Source organism: Arthrobacter sp. Z5-13 (genome assembly GCF_056499105.1).
In genome coordinates this window covers 1,957,187-1,982,526 of the sequence record NZ_CP096460.1, presented here as the reverse complement: position 1 = coordinate 1,982,526, position 25,340 = coordinate 1,957,187, and the positions used below count along the sequence as shown (strand labels likewise).

21 protein-coding genes and 1 pseudogene are annotated in these 25,340 nt (G+C 62.8%); 5 read left to right on the top strand and 17 right to left on the bottom strand.

Annotation, left to right across the window (positions count from 1 at the left end):
* Positions 1-15: 15 nt before the first annotated feature.
* The 12 genes from M1E02_RS09430 to M1E02_RS09375 form a co-directional block, all read right to left on the bottom strand.
* The gene (locus tag M1E02_RS09430) at positions 16-534 is read right to left on the bottom strand and encodes a tetratricopeptide repeat protein (protein WP_479377773.1); all 519 of its coding nucleotides are present in this window, start codon (positions 532-534) and stop codon (positions 16-18) included.
* Positions 534-1,625 (bottom strand): 3-dehydroquinate synthase, encoded by a 1,092-nt coding sequence (gene aroB, locus M1E02_RS09425; RefSeq protein WP_479377772.1) that lies wholly within the window; start codon positions 1,623-1,625, stop codon positions 534-536. The genes M1E02_RS09430 and aroB overlap by 1 nt, the downstream gene beginning before the upstream one ends.
* Positions 1,622-2,191, bottom strand: coding sequence for a shikimate kinase (locus M1E02_RS09420; protein WP_479377771.1), 570 nt, complete (start codon positions 2,189-2,191; stop codon positions 1,622-1,624). The genes aroB and M1E02_RS09420 overlap by 4 nt, the downstream gene beginning before the upstream one ends.
* A 59-nt stretch (positions 2,192-2,250) precedes the next feature.
* Positions 2,251-3,450, bottom strand: a complete 1,200-nt coding sequence (gene aroC / locus M1E02_RS09415) for a chorismate synthase (RefSeq protein WP_479377770.1) — start codon at positions 3,448-3,450, stop codon at positions 2,251-2,253.
* Positions 3,451-3,476: 26 nt separating this feature from the next.
* Positions 3,477-4,337 carry a shikimate dehydrogenase gene (locus M1E02_RS09410; RefSeq protein WP_479378117.1) on the bottom strand — a complete coding sequence of 287 codons (861 nt, stop codon included), beginning with the start codon at positions 4,335-4,337 and terminating at the stop codon, positions 3,477-3,479.
* The gene (mltG, locus tag M1E02_RS09405; RefSeq protein WP_479377769.1) at positions 4,334-6,049 is read right to left on the bottom strand and encodes an endolytic transglycosylase MltG; all 1,716 of its coding nucleotides are present in this window, start codon (positions 6,047-6,049) and stop codon (positions 4,334-4,336) included. Before mltG ends, M1E02_RS09410 begins: the two co-directional genes overlap by 4 nt.
* Positions 6,046-6,645: a Holliday junction resolvase RuvX gene (gene ruvX, locus M1E02_RS09400; RefSeq protein ID WP_479377768.1), complete on the bottom strand. Its 600-nt coding sequence runs from the start codon at positions 6,643-6,645 to the stop codon at positions 6,046-6,048. Before ruvX ends, mltG begins: the two co-directional genes overlap by 4 nt.
* A 9-nt stretch (positions 6,646-6,654) precedes the next feature.
* Entirely contained in the window at positions 6,655-9,333 is a 2,679-nt protein-coding gene (alaS, locus tag M1E02_RS09395) for an alanine--tRNA ligase (RefSeq protein ID WP_479377767.1), read from the bottom strand.
* A 132-nt stretch (positions 9,334-9,465) separates the two neighbouring features.
* Positions 9,466-9,696, bottom strand: a complete 231-nt coding sequence (locus M1E02_RS09390) for a DUF6167 family protein (protein ID WP_479377766.1) — start codon at positions 9,694-9,696, stop codon at positions 9,466-9,468.
* Between the two features lie 20 nt (positions 9,697-9,716).
* Positions 9,717-10,091: a DUF948 domain-containing protein gene (locus M1E02_RS09385; protein WP_458111038.1), complete on the bottom strand. Its 375-nt coding sequence runs from the start codon at positions 10,089-10,091 to the stop codon at positions 9,717-9,719.
* Positions 10,092-10,286: 195 nt separating this feature from the next.
* Positions 10,287-10,913, bottom strand: a complete 627-nt coding sequence (rpsD, locus tag M1E02_RS09380) for a 30S ribosomal protein S4 (RefSeq protein ID WP_247040174.1) — start codon at positions 10,911-10,913, stop codon at positions 10,287-10,289.
* A gap of 185 nt (positions 10,914-11,098) precedes the next feature.
* Positions 11,099-12,514, bottom strand: coding sequence for a replication-associated recombination protein A (locus M1E02_RS09375; RefSeq protein ID WP_479377765.1), 1,416 nt, complete (start codon positions 12,512-12,514; stop codon positions 11,099-11,101).
* An 85-nt stretch (positions 12,515-12,599) separates the two neighbouring features.
* Between M1E02_RS09375 and M1E02_RS09370 the strand changes: the two genes are divergently transcribed.
* Positions 12,600-13,277 (top strand): acVLRF1 family peptidyl-tRNA hydrolase, encoded by a 678-nt coding sequence (locus M1E02_RS09370; protein ID WP_479377764.1) that lies wholly within the window; start codon positions 12,600-12,602, stop codon positions 13,275-13,277.
* A 5-nt stretch (positions 13,278-13,282) separates the two neighbouring features.
* On the opposite strand, the gene M1E02_RS09365 is transcribed toward M1E02_RS09370, so the two are convergent.
* Both M1E02_RS09365 and aspS read right to left on the bottom strand, forming a co-directional pair.
* Positions 13,283-14,086 (bottom strand): GNAT family N-acetyltransferase, encoded by an 804-nt coding sequence (locus M1E02_RS09365; RefSeq protein WP_479377763.1) that lies wholly within the window; start codon positions 14,084-14,086, stop codon positions 13,283-13,285.
* Positions 14,087-14,182: 96 nt separating this feature from the next.
* Positions 14,183-15,961, bottom strand: coding sequence for an aspartate--tRNA ligase (gene aspS / locus M1E02_RS09360; protein WP_479377762.1), 1,779 nt, complete (start codon positions 15,959-15,961; stop codon positions 14,183-14,185).
* Between the two features lie 110 nt (positions 15,962-16,071).
* Between aspS and M1E02_RS09355 the strand changes: the two genes are divergently transcribed.
* Complete coding sequence (locus M1E02_RS09355) at positions 16,072-17,343, top strand: APC family permease (protein WP_479378116.1); 1,272 nt, start codon at positions 16,072-16,074, stop codon at positions 17,341-17,343.
* Between the two features lie 10 nt (positions 17,344-17,353).
* Here the strand turns inward: M1E02_RS09355 and hisS are convergent, their stop codons facing one another.
* Complete coding sequence (gene hisS, locus M1E02_RS09350; RefSeq protein ID WP_479377761.1) at positions 17,354-18,700, bottom strand: histidine--tRNA ligase; 1,347 nt, start codon at positions 18,698-18,700, stop codon at positions 17,354-17,356.
* A 245-nt stretch (positions 18,701-18,945) separates the two neighbouring features.
* Between hisS and M1E02_RS09345 the strand changes: the two genes are divergently transcribed.
* Together M1E02_RS09345 and M1E02_RS09340 are read left to right on the top strand one after the other, a co-directional pair.
* Positions 18,946-19,755 (top strand): peptidylprolyl isomerase, encoded by an 810-nt coding sequence (locus M1E02_RS09345; RefSeq protein ID WP_479377760.1) that lies wholly within the window; start codon positions 18,946-18,948, stop codon positions 19,753-19,755.
* Positions 19,756-19,822: 67 nt separating this feature from the next.
* A complete protein-coding gene (locus M1E02_RS09340) occupies positions 19,823-21,559 on the top strand; it encodes a DUF349 domain-containing protein (protein ID WP_479377759.1) in 1,737 nt (578 codons plus the stop codon).
* A gap of 82 nt (positions 21,560-21,641) precedes the next feature.
* Here M1E02_RS09340 and M1E02_RS09335 read toward each other — a convergent pair whose 3' ends face one another.
* Positions 21,642-22,136 carry an NUDIX domain-containing protein gene (locus tag M1E02_RS09335; RefSeq protein WP_479377758.1) on the bottom strand — a complete coding sequence of 165 codons (495 nt, stop codon included), beginning with the start codon at positions 22,134-22,136 and terminating at the stop codon, positions 21,642-21,644.
* Positions 22,137-22,245: 109 nt separating this feature from the next.
* Here M1E02_RS09335 and M1E02_RS09330 point away from each other — a divergent pair.
* Positions 22,246-22,740: pseudogene (locus M1E02_RS09330) on the top strand (hypothetical protein); the annotation flags it as partial.
* A gap of 189 nt (positions 22,741-22,929) precedes the next feature.
* On the opposite strand, the gene M1E02_RS09325 reads toward M1E02_RS09330, so the two are convergent.
* Positions 22,930-25,323: a RelA/SpoT family protein gene (locus M1E02_RS09325; protein ID WP_479377757.1), complete on the bottom strand. Its 2,394-nt coding sequence runs from the start codon at positions 25,321-25,323 to the stop codon at positions 22,930-22,932.
* Between the last annotated feature and the right edge of the window lie 17 nt (positions 25,324-25,340).

The following is a 25,340-nucleotide window of genomic DNA, read 5'->3' as shown; positions in this document are numbered from 1 at the left end:
CGGGTTCTGGCTCCTTTAGCAGGCCATTTCAAGGACGTTCCGCGCGCGCTGCAATGCCACTGTGGAGCTGTAGATCAGCGCAGCGTCGGCTGCTTCCGCCACGCGAAGGTCCAGTGCCTTGGCGAAGGCGTCCACTGCCGAAGCAGTGTTGCCTGCGGCGTAGTAGGCACGTCCCAGATGCTGCAGGACCACTGCTTCCCGAGGCGTGCCTTGCACCTCTGCCAGCAGCTGCTTATACAGTTCAACCGAGCGGTCGAAACGGTTGGAAACACGCAACACCTCAGCCTCGAACGTCCGCAGGCGGAAGGATTCCGGATCCTTGCAACGTGCTTCGGCCAGCAATTCTGCTGCATCTGCGGGATGGCCTTGGGCCAGGAGCACAAATATCCTGTCCGAAGGATCAGTGGACGCAGCCAGCGCGGCCAGGCAAAGTTCCTCGTCAACGATGTGGGGAGTGAGAGTGTCCGGATTAATCTTGATCCCGGGAAATCCTGCGTCCGGCCATTCGCTGGTTGATTCAGTTACCGAATACATCAGGAGGCAATCTCCTGGTAGGCGGCAAACAACAGGGAGGTATCAGGGACCTCCAGGATTCCAGGACGCCCGACGCCGTCGAGCACCACAAAGCGCAAAAGGTCACCGCGGGATTTCTTGTCCCGTCGCATGCCGTCCAACAGCCCTTGCCACCTGTCACGACGGTAGGTGACCGGCAGGCCAAGGGTATCCAGGATGCTGCGGTGCCTGTCGGCTTCCGCGTCACTAAGCCGCCCTACGCTCCGGGACAGTTCCGCGGCGAACATCATTCCGACCGAGACGGCTGCCCCATGCCGCCAGGAGTACCGCTCTACGAGTTCAATGGCATGGCCGAGTGTGTGCCCGTAATTGAGGAACTCCCTGGATCCGGATTCCTTGAGGTCCTCTGAGACGACTTTGGCCTTGACTGTGATGGCCCGCTCAATGAGTTCACGGAGCACTGCCGACTCCGGATCAGTGACTGCCTCCGGGTCCTTCTCCACCAGGTCAAGGATGGTTGGATCTGCGATGAAACCGCATTTGATGACCTCGGCCATTCCGGAGATCATCTCGTTTTTGGGCAGGGTGCTTAAGGTGTCAAGGTCCACCAGGACGGCGGCAGGCGGGTGGAAGGCTCCCACCAGGTTCTTCCCCTCAGCGGTGTTGATGCCTGTCTTACCGCCGACGGAGGCATCCACCATGCCGAGGAGGCTGGTGGGCATGTGCACAACCTTGACGCCCCGCAGCCAGGTAGCGGCCACGAATCCGGCAAGATCGGTCACGGCTCCGCCACCAACAGCAACGATGGCGTCGGAACGGGTGAAGTCGTTCTGACCCAGGACCTGCCAGCAGAAGGCGGCAACCTGGATGTGCTTACCTTCTTCGGCATCCGGAATTTCTGCGGTGAGCGCTGTGAACCCGGCAGCAGCCAGTTCATCACGGACGGTGTCGCCGGTCAGCCGGAGAGCCCGCGGATGGATAACGAGAACCCTCTTTACCCGCTCCCCCAGCACCGCGGGGAGTTGCCCCAGCAGGCCTCGGCCCACAACGACGTCGTAGTTCTCTCCGGCGGACTGGCCGGTGACTTTGATGACGGTTGATTCGTTACTCACTGCTCAACTTCCTCTTTCACGGCTACGTTTTCGGGTACAGCGGGTGCCGCGGCCGTTTCCTTCGCAATTGCTGCCGCCCCTTCGGGGAACTCACGCAATGCTTCCTCCAGCCGGCGCCCCAGCTCGGAAACTGAGCCGTGCCGCACGTCAAACACCAGATTGGCCAGCCGTTCATAGACCGGGCGCCTGGTGGTAAAAAGTTCCATCCAACGGCTCATCGCATCGCCGGCCAACAGGGGGCGGCCGGAATTCCTGGCGATACGTTCCGCGACCGTTTCCGGATCGCATTCCAGGTACACCACCGTGCAGCGGGCCAACAACTGCTGGGTGCCGGAATCCAGCACCGCTCCCCCGCCCAGTGAGATAACGGTGGAGGTGCCGGCGGCTTCCTCGATGACCCTGGCTACCGTTCGGGCTTCGATCTCCCGGAAAGCGCGCTCGCCGCGGCCAGCGAAAATATCGGCAATGGAGCCGTGACTCTCAACAATCAGGGCATCGGTGTCAACAAAAGGCGCACGCAGCTGCTTCGCGAGCTGTTGGCCGATTGCTGTCTTTCCGACAGCCATCGGCCCGATCAACGCGACGGGCCCGGAAATACCCGGCCGGGCTCCCTGACCGACCGGCACTACTGGCCGATCGTATCCAGGGCCGCCGGGATGTTTTCCAGGTAACCCTTGATGTTGCGTGCAGTTTCAGCCACGGAGTCTCCGCCAAACTTCTCCGCGACGGCCTCGGCCAGAACCAAGGCCACCATTGCTTCAGCCACCACCCCGGCAGCAGGAACAGCGCAGACGTCTGAACGCTGGTGGTGGGCCTTCGCAGCCTCGCCGGTGCTGACGTCAATGGTCTTGAGTGCCCGCGGCACCGTGGCAATGGGCTTCATTCCAGCACGGACCCGGAGCACGTCGCCAATGCTCATGCCGCCTTCGATCCCGCCTGCACGGTTGCTTGTGCGGATGATTTTTCCGTCGGAATCCCTGACGATTTCATCGTGGGCAGCCGAGCCGCGGCGGGCTGCGGTCAGGAAACCGTCGCCCACTTCCACACCCTTAATTGCCTGGATGCCCATGAGTGCCGCCGCGAGGCGGGAATCAAGCCGGCGGTCCCAGTGGACATAGCTGCCGAGTCCGGGCGGGAGCCCGTAGGCGAGGACTTCGACCACGCCGCCGAGGGTTTCGCCTTCCTTGTGGGCAGCATCCACCTCGGCCACCATGGCATCGGAGGTTTCGCGGTCAAAGCAGCGAAGAGGGTCCGCGTCGAGTGCAACAACGTTGACCGGAAGCGGCAAGGGCCTGCCTTCGGGAACTGAGACGCTGGCGATGGCAACAGTGTGGCTCACGAGTTCGATGCCGAGTTGCTTGAGGTATTGCGAGGCGACCGTGCCGAGGGCAACACGGGTAGCGGTTTCACGGGCGCTGGCGCGTTCCAGTACCGGGCGCGCCTCATCGAAGCCGTATTTCTGCATGCCGGTAAAGTCGGCGTGACCCGGGCGCGGCCTGGTCAACGGTGCGTTGCGGGCCTGATCAGCCAACAGCTCGGCGTCGACGGGATCAGCGGACATGATCTGTTCCCACTTGGGCCACTCGGTATTTCCGACCTGGATGGCGACGGGCCCGCCCTGGGTCAGCCCGTGCCGGACTCCACCGAGGATGGTCACGGCATCCTGCTCGAACTTCATCCGGGCACCCCGGCCATAACCAAGGCGGCGGCGTGCCAAGGAGTCGGCGATCTGACCGCTGGTGAGTTCAACACCTGCGGGAACGCCTTCAATAATTCCGACCAAGGCCGGACCATGGGATTCACCGGCTGTCAACCAACGCAACATATCTTCCATCCTGCCACGTATGGCGGTTACAACACCCGTCGGGGTGCCCCGACTGAGTCACACATCACATCTATGACTTTCTCATTGACATCGGCGCCGCGGCCGGTGAATAACCGCACTTGTTCGGCCGCCTGATAGATCAACATCTCAAGTCCCGGGACCACCCGGCCTCCGGCGTTCTGCCACGCAGAGGCAATCCGGCTGGGCCAGGGATCATACGCAACGTCCAGCAGGACCCCATCAAGCGCTAGCCCGCTTTCGCTTAGCTCATCTGCCAACGCATCGGCGCCGCGGGGAGGCAAAGTGGAAATAACGACGTCGGCGGCGGCCGCAGCGGATCCGGCCTCGGAAAAGAGAAGCACCCGGATGTCCAGGCCAACGCCCTCTGAGGCTGCCTTGACCTCAGCTCCACGGTTCACATCACGGACAAAGACATCGGCCGAGGTTGCACCGAGGTCTTTCAACGCCGCGACGGCGGCAGCAGCTGTCCCACCCCCACCCAGGATTACGGCTGACGGTACAGGAGGGCTGCCGGCGTGACGGACAGCATTGACGATGCCGGCCACATCGGTGTTGTAGCCGACTCTCCGGACCCCTGGCCCGTCAGCTTCGAACACCACGGTGTTTACAACCTTGAGGATTTGGGCGATTCCGCGAACCTCATCCAATTCGTGCAGCATGGCTGATTTCAACGGCATAGTCACTGAAAGACCCCGCCAGCCGGTTTCGGAACGGACGGCAGCCATAAAGGCTGGAAGCGTGTCCTCGGTGACATCAATGGCCGAATACGAAATGTCCTCGCCCAGCAGGGCGTAGGCCGCCCGATGTAGTGCCGGAGACTTGGAGTGCGAAATCGGGTGTCCCAGGACTGCAGCCCGGTGGCTCATACGCAGCGGCCCGGATTGGCAGAACACCATTCGTTGTACTGCTCAACATAGACGCTGTGCTCGGCCAAGGTCTTCGAGAACTTGGTTTCCTTGGTGTCCAGGTTGATGGTCACCCAGTACAGATAGTCATTCGTCTTGGGCTTGGCAGCAGCGTCAATGGCGGTTTTTCCCGGTGAGCCGATTGGCCCCACTGGCAAGCCGACGTTGGCGTAGGTGTTGTACAGATTCGACTTGTCAGCCTTCTGCTCTTCGCTGATGTGGAAGCTCTTGATGCCGAGCCCATAGGTGACCGTCGCGTCGGACTGAATGAGTCCGTTGGTCTCTGTATTGTTCGGTTTCAGGCGGTTATAAATAGCGCCTGCAACGTCTCCGTACTCCGCTTGCCCGCCTTCAGCCTGGACGATGCTCGCTACTGTTACGACGTCGTACTGCTTGTCGGGCTCGGTGACACCCTGCGCCTTCAACTCGTCAACAGTAGTGGAGACAAGCTTCTGCACAATGTCCTTGGCGGCTGTGCCAAGCGGGAACCGGTATTCACCGGGCGCCAGGAAACCTTCCAGGTTCTTTGCCTTGGCGCTGATGCCGAATTGGGCAGGGGAATCACTAAGCGCCTTCAGTTCGGGCTCAGGTATTCCGGATCCCTTGGCAATGGCGGCAAGTGATTCATCAACCCGCAGTCCGGCGCTCAAGGCGAAGTACATCACCTTGCCTTGGTCCTTGCCCACCAGGATGGCCACCGCATCGGTGCTCGTCATTTCCTGGCGGAAGACAAAGTCACCGGGGCTGAGCGTCCCGCCGTCGGCAGCAAAGGCTGCGGCGAAAGTGTCTGCGTTGGCTACCACCTTCTCACTCTCGAGCCTCGTAGCTACGGACCGTACACCCTCACCGGGCTGCACCGTAATGCTCACCTGGCCGGTGCCTGGCCCCGGGTAGTCCGCTACCTTGTCCATTCCCAGCAGCGGCTTCAGGAACTGCGCACCGACCACCAGCGCGGTGACGAAGACGGCAAGCGTGAGCAGCAGGGCGAGAAAGCGACGGCGTCTGCGGACTTTCTTTGACGGGCCCTTCTTCACGATCGGGGCATCAGCGAACAGCGTGTGGCCATGCTCGTCCAGCGGATGCCCATGCTCGTCCAGCGGGTGGCCGTGCTGGTCCAGGTGATGGCCGTGTTCATCCAGATGCCCGTGCGCATCGAGTACGTCGTGGTGGACATGGTGTGTACCGGCCTCAAGATGGTCGTCGAACTCGTGGTACCCGTGATCACCATGATCAGGCAAGGGCTCGGACAAGTGTGGGGAATGGGGTCCGTTGTGTGTCGCCGGCAATTCTCCGACGGTCACCAGCTCATGACGGTCCTCATGGTGAAGCGGCTCATCGTGGCCCGGTACCGGCTCGTGAAAGACGCGCTCCGGCTCGTGAAAGACGGGCTCCGGCTCGTGGAAGGCGGGCTCCGGCTCCTGGTGGATGGGCTCGTCCTGCACTGACGGCGGCTCAGGCGGTGCTGCGGGAACCTGTGGACTTTCTACCGGCGGAGAAGGTACCTCGGGCAACTCCCTGCCGGGAGGATCCTCCACGTACGCCTGAGGCGGCACGGCGTCCTGGCTCTGGGTTGCCAGCAGCTTCTCGCGGGCTCGCAGTTCCTTACGGGTCAGGGGGCGTCCCAGGTCACTGAAAGCATCACCTGAGGACTCGTCACGATCGACCGGGCTCACTGTAGCCTTCCATGTTCTGAAGATTGCTCGTTTTCTCCAGGAACGGTCCTCTCAGCGTCCCCCGCTGTGGTGTCCCCGGATTGCCCCGCACGGGAAACCGCATAAACTCGGCTTCCGACGTCCGTTCCCCTGGCCTTTTGCATGTCAATTGCGTGCTGCAGAATACCTGCCGCCGCAACCTGATCAACCACTTTACGGTGGTTACGGCTGCTCATGCCAGCCGCGTGAAGGTTGCGGTGCGCCGTGACCGTGCTGAGTCGCTCGTCAATCAGGCACACCGGGACCTCGAATCCGACACCTTCCAGAGCCTCTACCAAGAGGTGCGCATAGTCTTCTGCCATGCGCGCAGAGGCATGTTCCTCCCCCTTGAGCGTCCGGGGCAGCCCCACGAAAATCTGCACTGCTCCCAATTCTGCAGCTAGACCGGCGAGAATCCTGACGTCAATGTTCTTCTTGGCATTCCGTGCCAGGGTCCTCAGCGGTGTGGCCAGTATCCCGTCACGGTCGCAGACAGCCACGCCGACACGAACTGTGCCGACGTCCACCCCCAGCTTGAGGCCGCGGGGGTAGCCGGTGCCCTCTGCTTCGTGATCCATTGGCAGCCGCTACCGCCGTGTGATGGCGTCCACGACGGCGGTCAGAGCAGCCTGGACCTTACCGGCGTCATTGCCACCGCCCTGGGCGACGTCGTCCTTGCCGCCACCGCCACCACCGAGAATTCCTGCAGCGAGGCGCACCAGGGCTCCAGCCTTCACTCCGGCCTCGCGGGCTGCCTCATTGGTGGCGATCAGAATGATGGGGCGATCGTTGCTGACGCCGGCAACGGCAACTGCCGAAGCCGCTGAACCGAGGCGCGTGCGCAGGTCCAGTGCCAGACCCCGGAGATCGTCGGCGCCACTGACGTGGCCGGCGTCGTGGGCGATAACCTTGATTCCGGCTGCATCCTGGGCCGTTCCGATCAGCTGGGCAGCCGCTGCCGTCAATTGCTCCTTACGAAGCTTCTCAAGCTCTTTCTCGGCGGCCTTGAGCTTGGCCAGAGTGCTGGCAATACGGTCCGTCAGCAACCCGGACGGGACCTTGAGCATTTCGGTCAGCTCGGTCACGAGGGCGCGCTCCGCCGCCAGGTGCCGGAAAGCCTCCATGCCCACAAAGGCTTCTACGCGCCGGTTTCCTGAACCCACCGACTGCTCGCCCAGCAACGACAGGCTGCCGATGAGGGAGGTATTGGGAACGTGGGTTCCACCACAAAGCTCACGGGACCAGGCGCCGTCGATCTCCACAACACGGACTTCGCTGCCGTAGTTCTCACCGAAGAGCGCCATGGCGCCCAAAGCCTTGGCTTCTGCCAGCGGCATGACCTTGGTCTCCACCTGGAAGTTGTTCCGGATGGCGATGTTTGAGACTTCCTCAATCTCGGAGCGCGTGGCGGTGCTGAGGCCTTCGCCCCAGGCAAAGTCAAAGCGGAGGTAGCCGGCCTTGTTGTAGGAACCGCGCTGGACTGCTTGCGGGCCGAGGATCTGGTGCAGTGCCGCATGGACGATGTGCGTTCCGGTGTGGGCCTGCTCCGCGGCATGGCGCCGCTCCCGGTCCACGGCGGCCCGGACGAGGGCGTCAGAGCTGATTTCCCCTTCACGGACGATGGCCTTGTGCACACTGAGCCCCTTGAGGGGACGCTGGACATCCAGCACCTCGACGACGAATCCGTCGCCGGTGATAAGTCCGGTATCAGCAGCCTGTCCGCCGGCCTCAGCGTAGAAGGGCGTCTCGCCCAGCACCAGATCGATCTCGTCGCCGGTGGAGGCCTGTGACACCTTGGCACCGTTGGAGAGGATACCTCGGACCCGGGACTCGCCGTCGAGTTCGGTGTAACCGGTGAAGACGGTCTCGCCTTGAGCCAACAGCTCCTGGAAGGCGCTGAGGTCGGCGTGGCCGCCCTTCTTGCCCTTGGCATCGGCCTGGGCCCGCTGACGCTGCTCGAGCATGAGCTTGCGGAACTCAGGCTCGTCAACCTTCAGGCCGGCCTCTTCTGCCATTTCAAGGGTGAGGTCGATCGGGAAACCGTAGGTGTCATGGAGGGCAAAGGCGTCGGCTCCGGAGAGTGGACGTCCTGCGGCCTTGGAATCCTTGACCGCATCCTCCAGGCGGGCGGTGCCGGACGCGATGGTGCGCAGGAACGCCTTCTCTTCGGCGTAGGCAATCCGGCTGATCCGCTCGAAGTCCGTCTCCACGATCGGGTAGACGCCCTTCATCGCGTCACGCGATTCCGGCAGCAGGTCAGGCAGGCAGGCTTTTTCGACGCCCAGCAGCCTCATGGAGCGGACGGCGCGGCGGATCAGACGGCGCAGAACGTAGCCGCGTCCCTCATTGGAGGGGGTGACGCCGTCGGCAATCAGCATCAGGGCTGACCTGATGTGGTCGCCCACTACCCGCATACGGACGTCATCGGTGTGGTGAGGATCGTCGGCCGTCTCAGCCGAGGTGTATTCCTTGCCGGACAGCTGGGCTGCCTTGTCGATGACAGGACGGACCTGGTCAGTCTCGTACATGTTTTCGACACCCTGCAGGATCATGGCGAGGCGTTCCATGCCGAGGCCGGTGTCGATGTTCTTCTTGGGCAGTTCACCCACGATGTCGAAGTCATCCTTGGAGCGGACGTTGTCGATCTGGTACTGCATGAACACAAGGTTCCAGATTTCCACATAGCGGTTCTCGTCGGCGATGGGTCCGCCTTCGACGCCGTAATCGGGCCCGCGGTCGTAGTAGATCTCCGAGCAGGGACCGGCGGGGCCGGGCTGGCCTGTGTGCCAGTAATTGTCAGCCTTGCCCATCCGCTGGATGCGGTTGGCCGGGACGCCGGTGTTCTTCAGCCACAGGTCCTTGGCCTCATCGTCTTCTTCGTACACCGTCACCCAGAGCAGTTCCGGGGGAAGTCCGTACCCGCCGTCGTCGGTGCTGGTGGTCAGCAGCTCCCAGGCGAATTTGATGGCGTCCTCTTTGAAGTAGTTGCCGAAGGAGAAGTTGCCGCACATCTGGAAGAACGTCCCGTGGCGCGCGGTCTTGCCGACTTCCTCGATGTCGCCCGTACGGATGCATTTCTGGACACTCGTGGCACGGGCGTAAGGGGCTTCTTCGCGTGCCGTCAGATACGGAATAAACGGCACCATGCCTGCGACTGTAAACAGCAGGGAGGGGTCGCTGGAGACCAGGGATGCGGAGGGAACTGGTGTGTGGCCTTTGCTGACAAAAAAGTCCACCCAGCGCTTTGTGATCTCCTGCGACTTCATGAGTTTTCTACGTACCCTTCTTGCTTCACTGCATTTGGTTCGCGTGACCGCTTGATCCGCGTAGCAGCCCCATAACGGGTCTGCCGATATCTGGTTTTTTGGGTTGGCACCCGGCCAGCGACGTCCAGCCGCCTAGCGCCGGACGATGTCTTCCACTTCGATTCCAAGCGCTGAACGGAGCTCCGTTTCGCGTTCCTGCATCCCGCCCCGGACGGCGTCCGCAAAGTCGTACAGGCCGTCGGCGAGACGTCCTACCGCCCGGTTGAGCCCTTCGGGGCCCAGAGCGGATTGTGCTTCCGTGACCTTACGGAATGCGATGACGCCGATGGCAACGCCAATGCCCATCCAGATAATTCTCTTCATTTTATGTTCTCCGGCTGGATTCAGCGGCTGCGACGGCCGGTTGCGGGCTTCTTGCGGGCAGACAAAGCCGTGCGAACGCCATAGCTGAACGCAGCAACCTTGATGAGTGGGGATCCCACCGTGGCGGCCAAGAGAGAGGAAAGAGCCGAGATGTTCGCCGAGGCGTCGGAAACGTTGGAGGAGATACCGTCCACCTTCTTCAGCTGCTGGTTGGTGGTGGAGACGGTGGCAGTGACCTCGTCCATCAACGGAGTGGCACCGTCACTGAGGGAACGGATGGACGTGCGGACTTCATCGAGCACCCGTCCAAGCTTAAAAATGGGTACAGCCAGCAACAGCACCAGGACTGCAAACACTCCGGCCGCGATCAGGCCGGCAATATCGCCACCAGACATAGACGTTCATCTCCTTCAATACTGTGAATGCTGCGGTACTTCCGAGGCATTGCCGCCGCCCCTCCAAAGATCTGCTGAGAAATTCAGGACCTGTGGAACCGAGCTGGCCGCTACCGCGGAACTCCCCCAAGTACCTTACATACAAAGAAGCCCGCGGCGCTTGCCACGGGCTTCTTTGGGTACGCTGCTGAAAATTTAGCGTGCGTAGAATTCGACGACGAGCTGCTCTTCGCAGGTTACGGGAACCTCAGAGCGCTTCGGGCGGCGAACCAGGCGTGCCTGCAGTGCATCCAGCTTGACATCCAGGTAAGCCGGGACGATGGGCAGAACGTCGCGGTGCGCGCCGGCTGCTGCAACCTGGAACGGAGGCATGGTCTCGCTGCGGCTGTGAACGTGGACCAGCTGGCCCTCGGCGACGCGGAAAGACGGGCGGTCAACGCGGATTCCGTCAACCAGGATGTGGCGGTGGACAACCAGCTGGCGGGCCTGAGCGATGGTGCGGGCAAAGCCAGCACGCAACACGACGGCATCCAGGCGCATTTCGAGCAGTTCGATGAGGTTTTCACCGGTCAGGCCCTTGGTGCGGCGTGCTTCTTCGAAGGCACGGGTCATCTGTGCTTCACGGATGCCGTACTGGGCGCGCAGACGCTGCTTTTCGCGCAGACGTACGGCGTAGTCGGAGTCCTGCTTCTTGCGGGCACGGCCATGCTCACCGGGGCCGTACGGGCGGCGCTCCATGTACTTGGCGGCCTTGGGGGTCAGAGCGATGCCGAGTGCACGCGAGAGGCGTGCGGTACGGCGAGCACGAGTGTTGTTAGCCACTTGTGTCCTTCCAATATCTGCGGTGTGTCAGTGTTACTGGCCTCCACGATGGAGAGCATCGGCCAACCGCTGCCTTTTGCTACTGGGCGCAGAGCACACCCCAAATCACACAGCTAAAGCTGAATCAGGTGGATTGTGCGTCCGTGCCTTGCCAGACAACGAACTATCCTACCACGGGAGGGCTGTCACTCGCCGCGGATGATCTTCCTCAAACGCTCCAACCGGACCGCGATGTCCCGCTCGGAGCCGTTCGCCGTCGGTTCGTAGTAATTCCGCCCCACCAGGTCATCCGGAGGATACTGCTGGGTGGCCACCGAGTGCGGCGCGTCATGAGCATACTTGTATCCTTGGCCGTGGCCCAGTTGCTTGGATCCGGGATAGTGGGCATCCCTCAAATGGGCAGGTATTCCATTGCCAAGCCCGGCCCGGACATCCGCTATTGCCTTGTTGATACCCATGTAGGCGGCATTGGATTTTGGCGCTGTGGCCAGGTGAACCACAGCCTCCGCCAGGATTATCCGCCCCTCGGGCATTCCGATGAGCTGCACGGCCTGGGCAGCGGCCACCGCTGTTTGCAAGGCCGTGGGGTCTGCCATGCCCACGTCCTCTGCCGCCGAGATAACGATGCGGCGGGCCACAAAGCGGGGGTCCTCCCCCGCCTCAAGCATCCGCGCCAGATAGTGGAGGGCGGCGTCCACATCTGAACCCCGGATTGACTTGATGAAGGCGCTGGCGACGTCATAGTGCTGGTCCCCGGCCCGGTCGTATCGAACAGCGGCAACGTCCAGGGCGCGCTCGGTGTGACGCAATTCAACTGGGATGACAGAGTCTGCGGCAGGATCGGCATCGTCCGCATCGCCGAAGGCCACACCCGCTGCTGCTTCGAGCGCAGTCAGCGCACGCCGCGCGTCGCCCCCGGAAAGCCTCACGAGGTGCGCCCGGGCTTCGTCGCTCAGTTCAACTTTTCCATTCAGCCCGCGGACATCCGTGACCGCCCTGAGCAGCAGCCCTTCAATATCGGCATCGGTGAGCGGCCTGAGGGTGAGCAGCAGTGATCGGGACAGGAGCGGGGAAACCACCGAAAACGACGGGTTCTCCGTGGTGGCGGCAACCAGCACCACCCAGCGGTTTTCAACACCCGGCAGAAGTGCATCCTGCTGGGCCTTGTTGAACCGGTGGATCTCGTCGAGGAACAGTACGGTGGTGGTCTTGTAGAGATCCCTGGCTGTCAGCGCCTCGTCCATCACCCTACGAACGTCCTTGACGCCTGCAGTAATCGCGGAAAGCTCCACAAACTTCCGGCCGGGGCCCCGGGCGATGACGTGGGCAAGTGTGGTTTTGCCCGTTCCGGGAGGGCCCCAGAGGATCAGCGAACTTGGCCCGGCCGGCCCCGCGGCGTTGGTACCTGCTGCGAGCTGGCGTAGTGGCGAGCCCTGGCCAAGGAGGTGCTGCTGCCCCACGACTTCATCCAGGGTCCGGGGTCTCATGCGGACCGCGAGGGGGCTGCGTTGCGACGGCGTCTGGCCCCCCACCCGGGAATCGGGCGTAGCGGAGTCCGCGTCGTCGTCGCGGTCTTGCCCTTGCCCAAAAAGATCATCCACATAGATAGGCTACTCATAGTTTCTCCGGACGGGTTCCGGCACGTGAACCGTGGAGAAGCTGACTATCGGACAAGGGGATGCGGTAATGATCGAGAACGGTCCGGCAACCGGACGTCCGGGCGTTGCCACGCGTACCGCCTTCGTTCCGGGCCGGCGGCTCACCGGTTGGCTGGAACGGTTCGAGGCCAGCCACGGTGCGGTTCAGCTGGAAGAGCGCGACGCCGGCCTGCAGGTAAACGCCTCCGATGGCGCCGCCGCCCTCTTGCAGCCACCCTGGCCGGCAGACGGACGTCCCGGCAAGGGCGCAGATCCCGTGACCAGGATGGCTTCGCTGGCCGCCCAGTCCCGGAGTCTGGGACTGGTGCTGGTCCGCCGCGGAGGCTACACGGTTGCGGCGGTCCGGGAGGGGCGCGTAGTTGCGTGGAAAACCGGCACGCGGCATGTCCAGTCACGGACCGCTGCCGGAGGTTGGTCGCAGCAAAGATTTGCCCGCCGCCGTGCGAACCAGGCTGATGCCCTCGTGGAAGCTGTGGCGGAGCATGCCGCAAGGATTTTCCAGGGACAGGCCATTGAGTACATTGCCCCCGGCGGCGACAGGACCCTTACGGACCTGGTGCTTGGAGAGCCTCCCCTGAAGGAGTATGCAAGGCTCCCACGCTTGGCTTTCATGGACGTTCCGGATCCCCGGGCCGAGGTGCTGAAGAAGGCAGCGGCCGACTTTTGTGCCATCAGGGTAGTGGTATCAGATCCTCCCGGTCGCTAGCAGGATCAGCACCCGGTCAGATGCCGCTTTGGCCGCTCCTGGCGGTACACATAGCGGCCTGCTTCGGTAAAGCCTGCCTGCCGGTAGAGCTGCTGTCCCGCTGGATTCGACGCCGTGACCATAAGCCAGTATCCGGACACGGCACGGCTGTGCCCTTCAGCGAGCAGGGCGTTGATGATCTTGCGGGCGTAACCCTGGCGACGGACAGCGGGGCGTGTGGCCATACAGTACAACCCGCCGTAACCGCCTACCAAGGCAAGGCGTCCGACGGCGGCCGGAGCGCCGTCGTCGTCCCTCACCAGCGCGTACAGGGCGGGGCAGCCGGTAAGGATCCTGCCCGCGACAGCGAGCTCGTCGAACCCGCCCCGGCCATCGACACTCCACCACAGCTGCAGCCATTCCTCTGACGGTTCCGGTAGGACTTCTATTCCGGTCCCGGCTGCCGGCAGGTTTGAGACGGCATCGAGGTGCATGACCAACGTTTCGGATTGCCGGGTATACCCTTCAGCGTCCAGCAACGCGTGCAGAGACTCATGCCGCTGCGGCCCCCGGTCGCGCGGGTCTTCTGCGATCTGGTAGATGACGGGGAGCCTGCTCCGGCGGTACCACTGGACGGCGTCACGCATCGCTGCCGATTCATTGGCGGCGGTGTCCCTGACCCAGATGGAGTTGGCACGTTGGGTGACCCCTGACGCCGCCCGGAACACCCACTCGCCGGTGTCCTGCCGTTCCGTGGCGGGCCACGCGGCGTCCATGAGTGCCTCCAGTTCAGGCATTGCTGGACTGGCGGCGTCCTGTGCGTTGGCCATTCGTCTCCTTCAGAGCGGATTGGGAAACACCAAAGGCCCCCGTATCAGGGAGCCTTTGGTGTGAATGCAAAGGGCCGCAAGGCTGGCCCGGCGTGGCTACTTCGCTTCGGGCTTTTTGGCCTCGGGCTTGAAGTCGACGCCTGCTTCCTTGCGCTGCTGGGGCGTGATGGGGGCAGGAGCTGCCGTCAGGGGGTCGTAGCCGTTACCGGTCTTCGGGAACGCAATGACGTCACGGATGGAGTCAACGCCGGCCAGCAAAGCCACCACGCGGTCCCAGCCGAAGGCGATGCCGCCGTGAGGGGGTGCCCCGTACTTGAAGCCATCCAGGAGGAAGCCAAACTTCTCCTGGGCGTCCTCATGGGAGAGCCCCATGACCTCGAAGACACGCTCCTGAATGTCCCTCTGGTGGATACGGATGGAACCGCCGCCGATTTCGTTGCCGTTGCAGACGATGTCGTAGGCATAGGCCAGGGCCGACTCGGGATCGGTGTCAAAGCTGTCCATGTACTCGGGCTTCGGCGAGGTGAACGCATGGTGCACAGCCGTCCAGTTGCCTGCGCCCACTGCAACATCGCCTGATGCCACAGCGGCTGCAGCCGGCTCGAACATTGGGGCGTCCACCACCCAGGCGAAGGCCCAGTCGTTGGGGTCGATGAGACCGGTACGGTGCCCGATTTCGACCCGCGCCGCACCCAGCAGGGCGCGTGCCGATGACTTCTCGCCGGCGGCGAAGAAGATGCAGTCCCCGGGCTGGGCGCCCGCGGCGTCAGCCAGGCCGGCACGTTCAGTCTCCGTCAGGTTCTTGGCCACGGGACCGGCCAGCTCGCCATCTTCCTTGAACAGGACGTAGGCAAGGCCCTTGTGCCCACGCTGCTTGGCAAACTCCTGCCAGCCGTCCAGGGTGCGGCGCGGCTGGGAGGCACCTCCGGGCATGACCACGGAGCCCACGTAAGGAGCCTTGAAAACGCCGAAGTTGGTGTCCTTGAAGAATTCAGTGAGCTCGGTGAGCTCCACTCCGAAGCGCAGGTCCGGCTTGTCAGATCCATAACGCGCCATGGCGTCGTTGTAGGTGATCCGCTGGATGGGGGTCGGGATCTCGACGTCGATCAGGCGCCACAGGGCCTTCACGATGCTTTCACCGAGCGCGATGATGTCGTCCTGCTCCACGAAGCTCGCTTCGATGTCCAGCTGGGTGAATTCCGGCTGGCGGTCGGCACGGAAGTCCTCATCGCGGTAGCAACGGGCGATCTGGTAGTACTTCTCGAAACCGCCCACCTGCAGCAGCTGCTTGAAGAGCTGGGGAGACTGCGGCAGTGCGTACCAGGAGCCCGGGGCCAGGCGTGCTGGAACCACGAAGTCGCGGGCGCCTTCCGGCGTCGAACGCGTCAGCGTGGGGGTTTCGATCTCGACGTAACCGTCCTGGTGAAGGAGTTCGCGTGCTACCCGGTTGGCCTCTGAACGCAGGCGGAGGTTCTTGCTGGGACCCGGGCGGCGCAGGTCCAGGTAGCGGTGCTTCAGGCGTGCTTCCTCGCCCACTTCCACATGCTCATCAATCTGGAACGGCAGCGGGTCAGAGGTGTTGAGGATCACCACCTTTTCGGCCATGACCTCGATTTCGCCCGTTGCCAGAGCGGGGTTTTCGTTGCCCTCCGGGCGCTTGGATACCGTTCCGATGACCTGAAGCACGTATTCGTTGCGCAGTCCGTGGAATACCTCTTCCTCACGGACCACCACCTGGGCAACGCCGGAGGCGTCACGCAGATCGACGAAGGCGACACCACCGTGATCACGTCGGCGGCCTACCCAGCCGGCCAGGGTAACGGTCTGTCCAATGTGCTCGGAACGAAGGGATCCGAGGTCATGTGTGCGCAGCACAGCACGCCTTTCTAAAGGAGAACGGAAGCAAAAACAGAATCAAGTTGACTAGGATCATTGCGGGAATGATCCCGTCCGAGTTTACCCGTTGGAAAGGCCTCCCCACCTCCATGCAGAGCCACAGCCAGTTACAACGCAGGCTGGGCGTGTTCGACGCCACGTCCATAGGCCTCGGCTCCATGCTTGGCGCCGGAGTTTTTGTTGTCTTTTCGCCCGCCGCCCTATTGGCTGGCGAACTGCTGATCTTTTCGGTGGTCCTTGCCGGGGCCATCGCCTATTGCAATGCCGTGGCATCGGCTCAGCTTGCCTCGGTTTATCCCGCCAGCGGCGGTACCTATCTGTATGGGCGGAAGCAGCTGGGGGAATGGCCGGGATTCATCGCCGGCTGGGGCTTCGTGACGGGCAAGACGGCGTCATGTGCCGCCATGGCCCTGACCTTCGGGCACTATGTGGCACCGGATTACGCAATACCAGTTGCCATCGCGGCGGTGGTGGTGCTTACGGGCGTAAATCTGCTGGGCATCACGCGGACAGCACTTCTCACTCGGGTTCTGCTCGCCATCGTCCTGGCCACGCTGGTGTTCGTGGCTGTGGCCAGCATCATGGGGCCCCATCCGGTTGCTGTCGGCTCTGGCGAAGGGCCGGCAGGCAGCCCTTGGGGCATCCTTCCCGCCGCGGGCCTGATGTTCTTTGCTTTTGCCGGATATGCCAGGATCGCCACTCTGGGCGAGGAGGTGAAGGATCCCGCGAAGACGATTCCCCAGGCCATTCTTGCGGCCCTCGCCGGTGCCTTTGCGATCTATTTGGTGCTTGCATTCCTGCTGATGGCCCACCTGTCCGTTGAGCGCTTGGCCGGATCCGCGTCGCCGCTGCTTGACGCGGTCAGTGATTCGGGGCTTAGCGCCGGTGCACCGTTAGTGCAGGCAGGAGCGGCCGCGGCCAGTCTCGGCGCCCTGCTGGCCCTGATCACCGGGGTGGGCAGGACAGCCCTGGCGATGGCACGGGAGCGGGACCTGCCCCGGCCTCTGGCCCGCATTGGCGGAACTCATACCGTCCCTTACGTCGCCGAACTTGCCGTAGCAGCGGCTGTTATTGTCCTGCTGCTGACCACCAATGTGCTCACGGTGGTTGGCTTCTCAAGTTTCGGAGTCTTGATTTACTACGCCGTCACCAATGCATCCGCTTTTACCATGACCAACCGTCCGGCGTATGGACCGAAATGGCTGAACGCAGTGGGGTTCGCGGGCTGCATGGTCCTGGCCGTGACGCTCCCGCCGACCTCAGTGCTGGTCATGGTTGTGGTCCTGGCAGCTGGCGTTCTTGGCCGCTACGCGGTGCTCCGGCTCCGAAAACGCAGAGCCGCAAGCAACGTCACCAGCTAGGTCCTTCCCGCTACGTGCGGTGTACCTGGACCTGGAGGTCCTCTTCCGGCGGTGTCCAGGTCTCGGGCGCGGCGCTGACCTGTTCGCCGGTACGGATGTCCTTGACCTGGTGCTTGCCGTCGTCGTCTGTAAACCAGACAAATGGGATTCCCCGGCGGTCCGCGAACTTGATCTGTTTGCCGAACTTCTCAGCCTTCGCCGCAACTTCAGTGGAGATACCGCGGCTGCGCAGCAATGCGGCAACATCCTGGGCGGCGTCCCAGCTCTCATCGTTGTTCAGCGTCACCAGCACGGCTGTCGGGACGGACCGGGATGCCTTCGCCAGATCCTGGCTCAGGATGCGGGAAACCAGGCGGGTCACACCGATGGAAAGTCCAACGCCGGGAAACTTCCGGCTGCCCTTGCTCGCCAAGGCATCGTAGCGGCCTCCGGAGCAAATGGAACCAAGCTGCTCGTGGCCCACCAGTACCGTTTCCACCACGGTTCCCGTGTAGTAATCGAGTCCGCGCGCAATGCTTAGGTCCGCCACCACCTTTCCGGGCGCGCGCTGGACGGCAGCGTCAATGACTTGCTCGAGCTCGCTGAGGCCTTCCTCCAGCAGCTCATCGGTAACACCCAAAGCCCGGACCTGTTCCACGAACGAGGTGTCTTCGGTGCGGATGCCGGCCAGCTTCAGCGCTGCTTCGGCCTGCTGCCTGGTGGCTCCAAGCTCGTTTTGGAGCAACTCTGACACCTTGTCCGGACCGATCTTCTCCAGCTTGTCAATGCTGCGCAGTACACCCGCAGTATCCGTCAGGCCGATACCGCGGTAGAAGCCCTCCGCCAGTTTGCGGTTGTTAATACGCAAGCGGAAGTCGGGGATGGGCAGTGCGTTCAGGGCCTCTGCGATGACCAGTGCTATCTCGACGTCGTAACGGAACGGCAGCTCGCCGTCGCCCACTACATCGATGTCCGCCTGGGTGAACTCACGGGCGCGCCCCTCCTGGGGGCGCTCACCGCGCCACACTTTTTGGATTTGGTAGCGCCGGAAGGGGAAAGCAAGGTATCCGGCGTTCTCCACTACGTAGCGGGCGAAGGGAACCGTCAGGTCGAAGTGCAGTGCCAGGGCATGCGGATCAGCTTTGCCGGCTTTGGCCTCGTCGCCTTCTTCTTCCTGGAGCCTGCTGAGACCGTAAACTTCCTTGTCGATCTCCCCCTTGCGCAGCAACTGTCCCACAGTCTCCACGGCCCGGGTCTCGATCGAGGAGAAGCCGTGTAGCTCGAAGACGCGCCGCAGGGTATCCAGCACATGCATTTCGACCAGCCGCTCCTCGGGAAGCCACTCGGGGAATCCGGACAGGGAGGCGGTGCGTGCCATGGTGGATTTTCTCCTCAGGTAAACAGGCCGCCGGTGCCCTCGGCGCAGTATTCCGCCCAAAACGGGCGGGAATGGGCGGGAGTCCGGTCAGACATGCATAAACTATGTGCGGCAGTCAGTTTATGCTTTCGGCGCCTGCAACTCTAATGCGGCAGGCGCCTGCTACTCGGCTGGCCACTCTGCACCTGGTCTAAGGACGCTTGCCTTCGGCACGCCTGACGCCAGCACGACACCCAGGAGGACTTTTGGCGGCCAGTTCACGCAGTGCCCGCGAAACCAAGCGACGCATCCAGCAGATGGAAGCAAAGCGAGAGTTGCGCCGGGAGCAGGAAAAACGCCGCAAACGGGACAATGTCCTTGCGGTAGGCGCCGGTACCGCGGTGCTGATCCTCGCCGTCGTCCTCCAGCTGACGGTCTTCTCCAGCAATCCCACGGAAGAGGAATACGCGGCGGCCCAGGCCGGCCTCACAAGCCCCTCGGCTGCTGCCTCCGCCACCCCTTCCGCAGCGCCCACCAATGCCGAGAACATCCCTAAGCCAGAAACGGCGGCCGGCAAGGTGTTTACGGGAGAGCTGATGCTTAACCGCGGCACGCTGGGTGTCGAATTCGACGGAACGAAGGCGCCGCAGGCTGCAGCCGTGTTCAAGTCCATGGCCGACGAGAACTACTTCGCCGGAACCAGCTGCCACCGACTCACCACAGCCGAGAACTTCGGCGTCCTGCAGTGCGGCTCCAACACCGGTGACGGCCAGGCAGACCCCGATTTCACCTGGGGACCGCTTGAAAACACTCCCGCCGACAACAAGTACCCGGCCGGAACAGTTGCCGTAGCCAGAGGCGGTGACGCCTACAGCAACGGGCGCCAGTTCTTCATTGTCTACAAGGACACCGTGATTCCGGCAGACTCGGCAGGCGGCTACACCGTGGTTGGCAAGGTTACGTCAGGGTTGGACGTAGTGTCGAACATTGCGGCCGCCGGCCTCAAGCCGGGCGGCAACCCAACCGACGGCCCACCTGTGGAACCAGTCACGATAGACTCGTTTTCTCTGAAGTAACCAACTCCGGCCAGGGGCCGGGGCAGCATTACCTGAGCAGTTCCCTCCAAGCGAAAGACTTTTAGCGGTGACAGACAGTCAGAAATCCGACGAAACATCAGCTGCCGACGCAAGCGAACCCACGGTTCCCGTTACCGACGATTCCATCAGCGACGCAGCCGACACCACAGCAGCCGACAGCCCGTCCGTTGAGGATGCTCCAGTTGAGACTGCCTCGTTCGAAGAGGCGCCAGCGGAGGAGGGTGCAGCTGAGGCGGCTCCGGCCGAGGTAGCTGACGCGGCTCCGGCCGAGGAGGGTGCAGCTGAGGCTGCTCCCGCCGAGGAGGGTGCAGCTGAGGCTGAAACTGAGGCTGCTCCGGCCGAGATAGCTGACGAGGCTCCGGCCGAGGAGGGTGCAGCTGAGGCTGCTCCCACGGCTGCTGTACCGGCACCAAGTCCTACTCCGCGTCCCGCGCCGCGCCCTGCTCCCTCACCGGCAGCGTTTGCTGCCCGGCCCAAGACGGCTCCTTCAGCCGTTGCGCCCGCCCCCGCACCGGCTCCTCCGGCGACGTCGCTGGCAGAGGCTGCACGATGGGGCCGGGTGGAAGGCGACGGACAGGTTTTCGTGAAACTCGACGGCGACGAGCATCCCGTAGGGCAGTTTCCTGGTGCGACTGATGACGCAGCACTGGCCTACTTCGCCAAGAAGTACGACGACATCGTGGCCCAGATTGTCCTTCTGGAACAGCGGGTAAGCTCCAAGGCTCCTACCGCGGACATGCAGAAAACCGTGTCTCATCTGCGCGAGCTCCTGGCAGAACGCAATATGGTGGGCGATATCAGGTCAGCCGAGACGCGTCTGGACGCCTTGTCCGAGCAGATTACTGCACTGGAAAAGGCCGAAAAGGCTGAGCACGACGCCGTGCGCGCTGCAGAACTGGCGGCACGGGAAGCCATAGTTGCCGAGGCTGAGGAAATTGCAGGCCACGACCCTTCCCAGATTCAGTGGAAGACGTCCAGTGCCCGGATGAACGAGCTGTTCGAAAGCTGGAAAGCCGCTCAGAAGAGCGGTGTCCGGCTTGGCCGCAGCAACGAGGACGCGCTCTGGAAGAGGTTTCGTGCAGCACGCACGGTCTTTGACCGTCACCGCCGCGCCTATTTCTCCCAGCTGGACAGCAACAATTCCGCTGCGAAGTCGGTCAAGGAAAAACTCATTGCAGAGGCTGAGGCCTTGTCCTCGTCCACGGACTGGGGTTTCGCCGCCGGGGAATACCGCCGCCTGATGGATGAGTGGAAAGCTTCCCCGCGGGCCAGCCGTAAAGATGATGACGCCCTGTGGGCACGCTTCCGTGCCGCCCAGGATGTCTTCTTCTCCTCACGTCAGGCTGCAAACGATGAGATCGACCAGGAGTACGGCGCCAACCTCGCCGTGAAGGAAGCCCTCCTAACGGAAGCAAACGCCCTGCTCCCCATTACGGACCTGGCCGCCGCCAAGAAGGCGCTCCAATCCATCCGTGACCGCTGGGAGGAAGCCGGCAAGGTTCCTCGCGGGGACATGGGCCGGATCGAGGCCGGGCTCCGGAAGGTGGAGGACGCCGTCCGCCACGCCGAAGATGAGAACTGGAAGCGCTCCAACCCGGAGACAAAGGCACGCACCAACAGCGCCCTGTCACAGCTGGAGTCCGCGATCGCCTCCCTCAAGGAGGACCTGGCCAAAGCAGAGAAGGCCGGCGACCAGCGCAAGATCAAGCAGGCCAAGGAAGCCCTTGAGGCGCGCCAGGCCTGGCTGGATCAGCTTGAGCGTTCGGCCAACGAACTCGCCTAGGGTTTAGAGGTTCAGCGGGCCCCGTTCAGATGACTTCTGAACGGGGCCCTCTTGTCTTCCGCCCCGTCCGAGCGGAAGAATTTCAAGGTTGGCGAAGGCCCCAGGCCTGCGCCAGATGTAATGCAAGCGGCAAAAGGTCTCCATGGCCGGCAACCAGCCCGTCCTGATCGGACGTTCTTGTCCATGAGAACTCCGCCGCGATGTCTGCTTCCCCGCCGCCTGGGCGCTCGATGTGGGTCCAGGGCTCTGGCGGGAAATCCTCTGTGGCAGCTACTCCGAAGAACCAGCTCCGCAGGTGAATCTCGGGCTTGTATTGGCGCATGTCATAGACGCTGTCCGCGAAATGGAATAGGGCTATCCCTTGGCCTCTCCCTGTCTCTTCCTGGAGCTCCCTCACGGCTGTCTGGGCAGGCGTTTCTCCCGCTTCGATGGTTCCGGCCGGTACCTGCCTCCCGGCTTCGGCGTGATGTGGCTGGATGAACGTTATGTAGTGATCAAGCTGCGAATCGAAAATATAAATCGCAACCTTGCCTTTAGTGGGCAGCCCAGCCGTGGCGGGCATGCTGAATCCGGTCATTGACACAGGATATGCCTGCTTGGAAGTCCCCTCAGAGCCTCAACCCGGGTTATCCACATAACCGCTGCCGGTACTGTCCGGTTCAAGCGGGGCACGGGAAGATTGCTCAATGGCCACCACGTCCCGTCTTTCCCTCCTGGCAGGCTCCCTGTCAGGGAACCCGGCTCCACTAAAGAACACAGCTCCTCCGCCCTTCGGGGACCCAAGCGCCGCCGTATCCGCAGAGCTTCTTTTTCCCGGCCGCCTGTTCTCCTGGCCTGAGTTGCAGGCAATGGCGTCCGACGGCGTGCTGACGCAGCTCTTCCAGCGCGGTTACCTTTTGCCCGGGACACCTGAAACGCCGCAGCTGAGGGCAAGGGCCGCTGCATTCGCGGTGCCTCAGTCGATAAGGCAACGGGTGGTGGCGGGTCGCATGACTGCAGCCTGGATCTACGGATGCGCACCCGCGCCGGACCGGCTCGCTCTGCTGGTGGATGCAAAAAGGCGCGTATCGAGTCTTCGCTCCACTCGGGGATGCACCCTGCACGAAGTCCGGTTGGGGCCGTGCGATGTGGTCAGCCTGGGCGGCTTAATGGTCTCCACTCCCCTGCGCACGGCGCTGGATATAGCCCTGCATGTGGAGCCGGTGCGCGCAATACCGGCCCTCCAGGAGCTGCTGAATCGTCCCGAACTGGACGTCCGGCTGCGCCTGCTGGTCCTGGCCGTCGAGGCCACACCAAGAGTTCCTCACAAAAAGGCAGCCCTTGAGAAGCTCAGCCAGCTCACCGGCAGGTCCGGGGCAGGCAGGCCCGGGCTAGTTGCGGCGCCTGTTGCCCGTGGTCCGGTAAACGTCGAAGACGCCATCGATGCGCCGCACCGCACTCAGCACGTGGCTGAGGTACTTGGGGTCACCCATCTCGAAGGCGAACTTGGAAATGGCCACCCGGTCAGTTGAGGTATGCACGCTGGCTGCCAGGATGTTTACGTGATTTTCGGACAGGACGCGGGTGACATCTGAGAGCAGCGATTTGCGGTCCAAGGCTTCCACTTGGATCTCGACGAGGAAGACGCTGGACTGGGTCGGAGCCCAGTCCACTTCCACGATCCGGTCGGGCTGGTCCTTCAAATCCGAGACGTTGGTGCAGTCGGTCCGGTGCACAGACACACCGGAACCGCGAGTCACAAAACCGAGGATGGGATCCGGCGGAACAGGCGTACAGCAGCGCGCCAGCTTTACCCAGACATCTCCCACGCCGCGGACAATGACACCGGAATCCGAGAACCTGGCTTTCGTGACCTGTGTGGGGATGCTGACTTCAGCGAGGTCATCATCAGGGCTTTCGTTCCCGCCCAGGCTCTCTACGAGCTTCTCCATCACCGATTGCGCGGACGTATGGCCATCGCCGACCCCCGCGTAGAGCCCGGAAATGTCGACGTACTTCAAGTCCTCGGCCACAGCTGCCAAGGCGTCATGGGTCATCAGCCGCTGCAAGGGAAGGTTCTGCTTCCGCATTGCCTTGGTGAGAAGATCCTTGCCGCGGTCGATGGCTTCTTCGCGGCGTTCCTTGCTGAACCATTGACGGATCTTGTTCCGTGCCCGCGCGCTCTTGACGAAGTGCTGCCAATCCTGGCTGGGACCTGCGCCTTCAGCCTTGGAGGTGAAGATCTCCACCCAATCGCCATGGTTCAGTTCGCTGTTGAGAGGTACCAGCTTGCCGTTGACGCGGGCACCGATGGTGCGATGGCCCACCTCAGTGTGCACCGCGTAAGCGAAGTCCACGGGCGTTGAGCCTGCCGGGAGCGCCATGACCTCGCCCTTGGGAGTGAAAACGAATACTTCACGGGCGTTGATCTCAAACCGCAAGGAATCGAGGAACTCGCCCGGATCAGACGTTTCCTGCTGCCAGTCCACGAGTGAACGCAGCCAGCCCATATCGCCGTCGCGCGGGCTCCCGGGCCCTGCTGCCGTCCGGTTCGGCTGGTCCTTGTACTTCCAGTGGGCGGCGACACCGTATTCGGCCCGCCGGTGCATCTCGTGGGTGCGGATCTGGATTTCGACCGGCTTCCCGCCTGGACCGATCACCGTGGTGTGCAGCGACTGGTACATGTTGAACTTCGGCATGGCTATGTAGTCTTTGAACCGGCCGGGCAGGGGGTTCCAGCGCGAATGCAAAGTTCCGAGTGCCGCGTAGCAGTCACGGACCGAGTCCACCAGTACCCGGACGCCCATGAGGTCGTTGATGTCGTCGAAGTCTTTGTCGCGGACAATCATCTTCTGGTAGATCGAGTAGTAGTGCTTGGGCCGGCCTGTAATTGTGGCCTTGATCTTGGCAGTCCGCAGATCCTCGGTGATCTGGTTTCGGATGACACTGAGGCTCTTCTCACGCTCGGGGGTCCTGTCCCCCACCATGCGGACGATTTCCTCATACACCTTGGGGTACAGGGCGGCGAAGGACAGATCCTCGAGTTCCCACTTGATGGTGTTCATGCCCAGCCGATGCGCAAGCGGGGCAAAGATTTCCAGGGTTTCCCGGGCTTTCCGGGCCGACGATTCGGCCGAAACAAAGCGCCAGGTGCGGGCATTATGCAGGCGGTCGGCCAGCTTGATCATCAGGACCCTGATGTCCTTCGCCATGGCCACAACCATCTTGCGGACTGTCTCGGACTGGGCGGCCTCGCCGAAGCTGACCTTGTCCAGTTTGGTAACACCGTCTACAAGCATCGCCACTTCCGGCCCGAAATCAGCCTTGAGATCGGCCAGGGTGTAAGGCGTGTCTTCCACGGTGTCATGGAGCAGCGCTGCGGCCAGGGTGGCACCGCTGAGCCCCAGCTCAGCCAGGATGGTTGCCACGGCCACGGGATGGGTGATGTAGGGATCCCCGCTTTTGCGTTTCTGGCCGCGGTGACTGCGCTCAGCTACGATGAACGCCCGCTGGATCAGGTCAAAATCTTCTTTTGGATTGTTCACCCGCACGGTTCGCAGCAGGGGTTCGAGGATGGGCGAATACGTGATAGCGCCCCTTCCCGTCAGTCGGGCGAGGCGGGAACGCGTACGCTCCCGTCGTCCCGGGAACGTCTGGCGCAGGCCGGGGTTGTCGACGGGTACACCAGGTCCGGGGCGCACTGAGGCCACCACGCCAGTCTGTGGAGCCTGGCCCGGATCTTCATTTCCGTCTGCCATTGCCGCCGACGTCGAACGTTCTTCCAATGAAGCACCCCTCACGA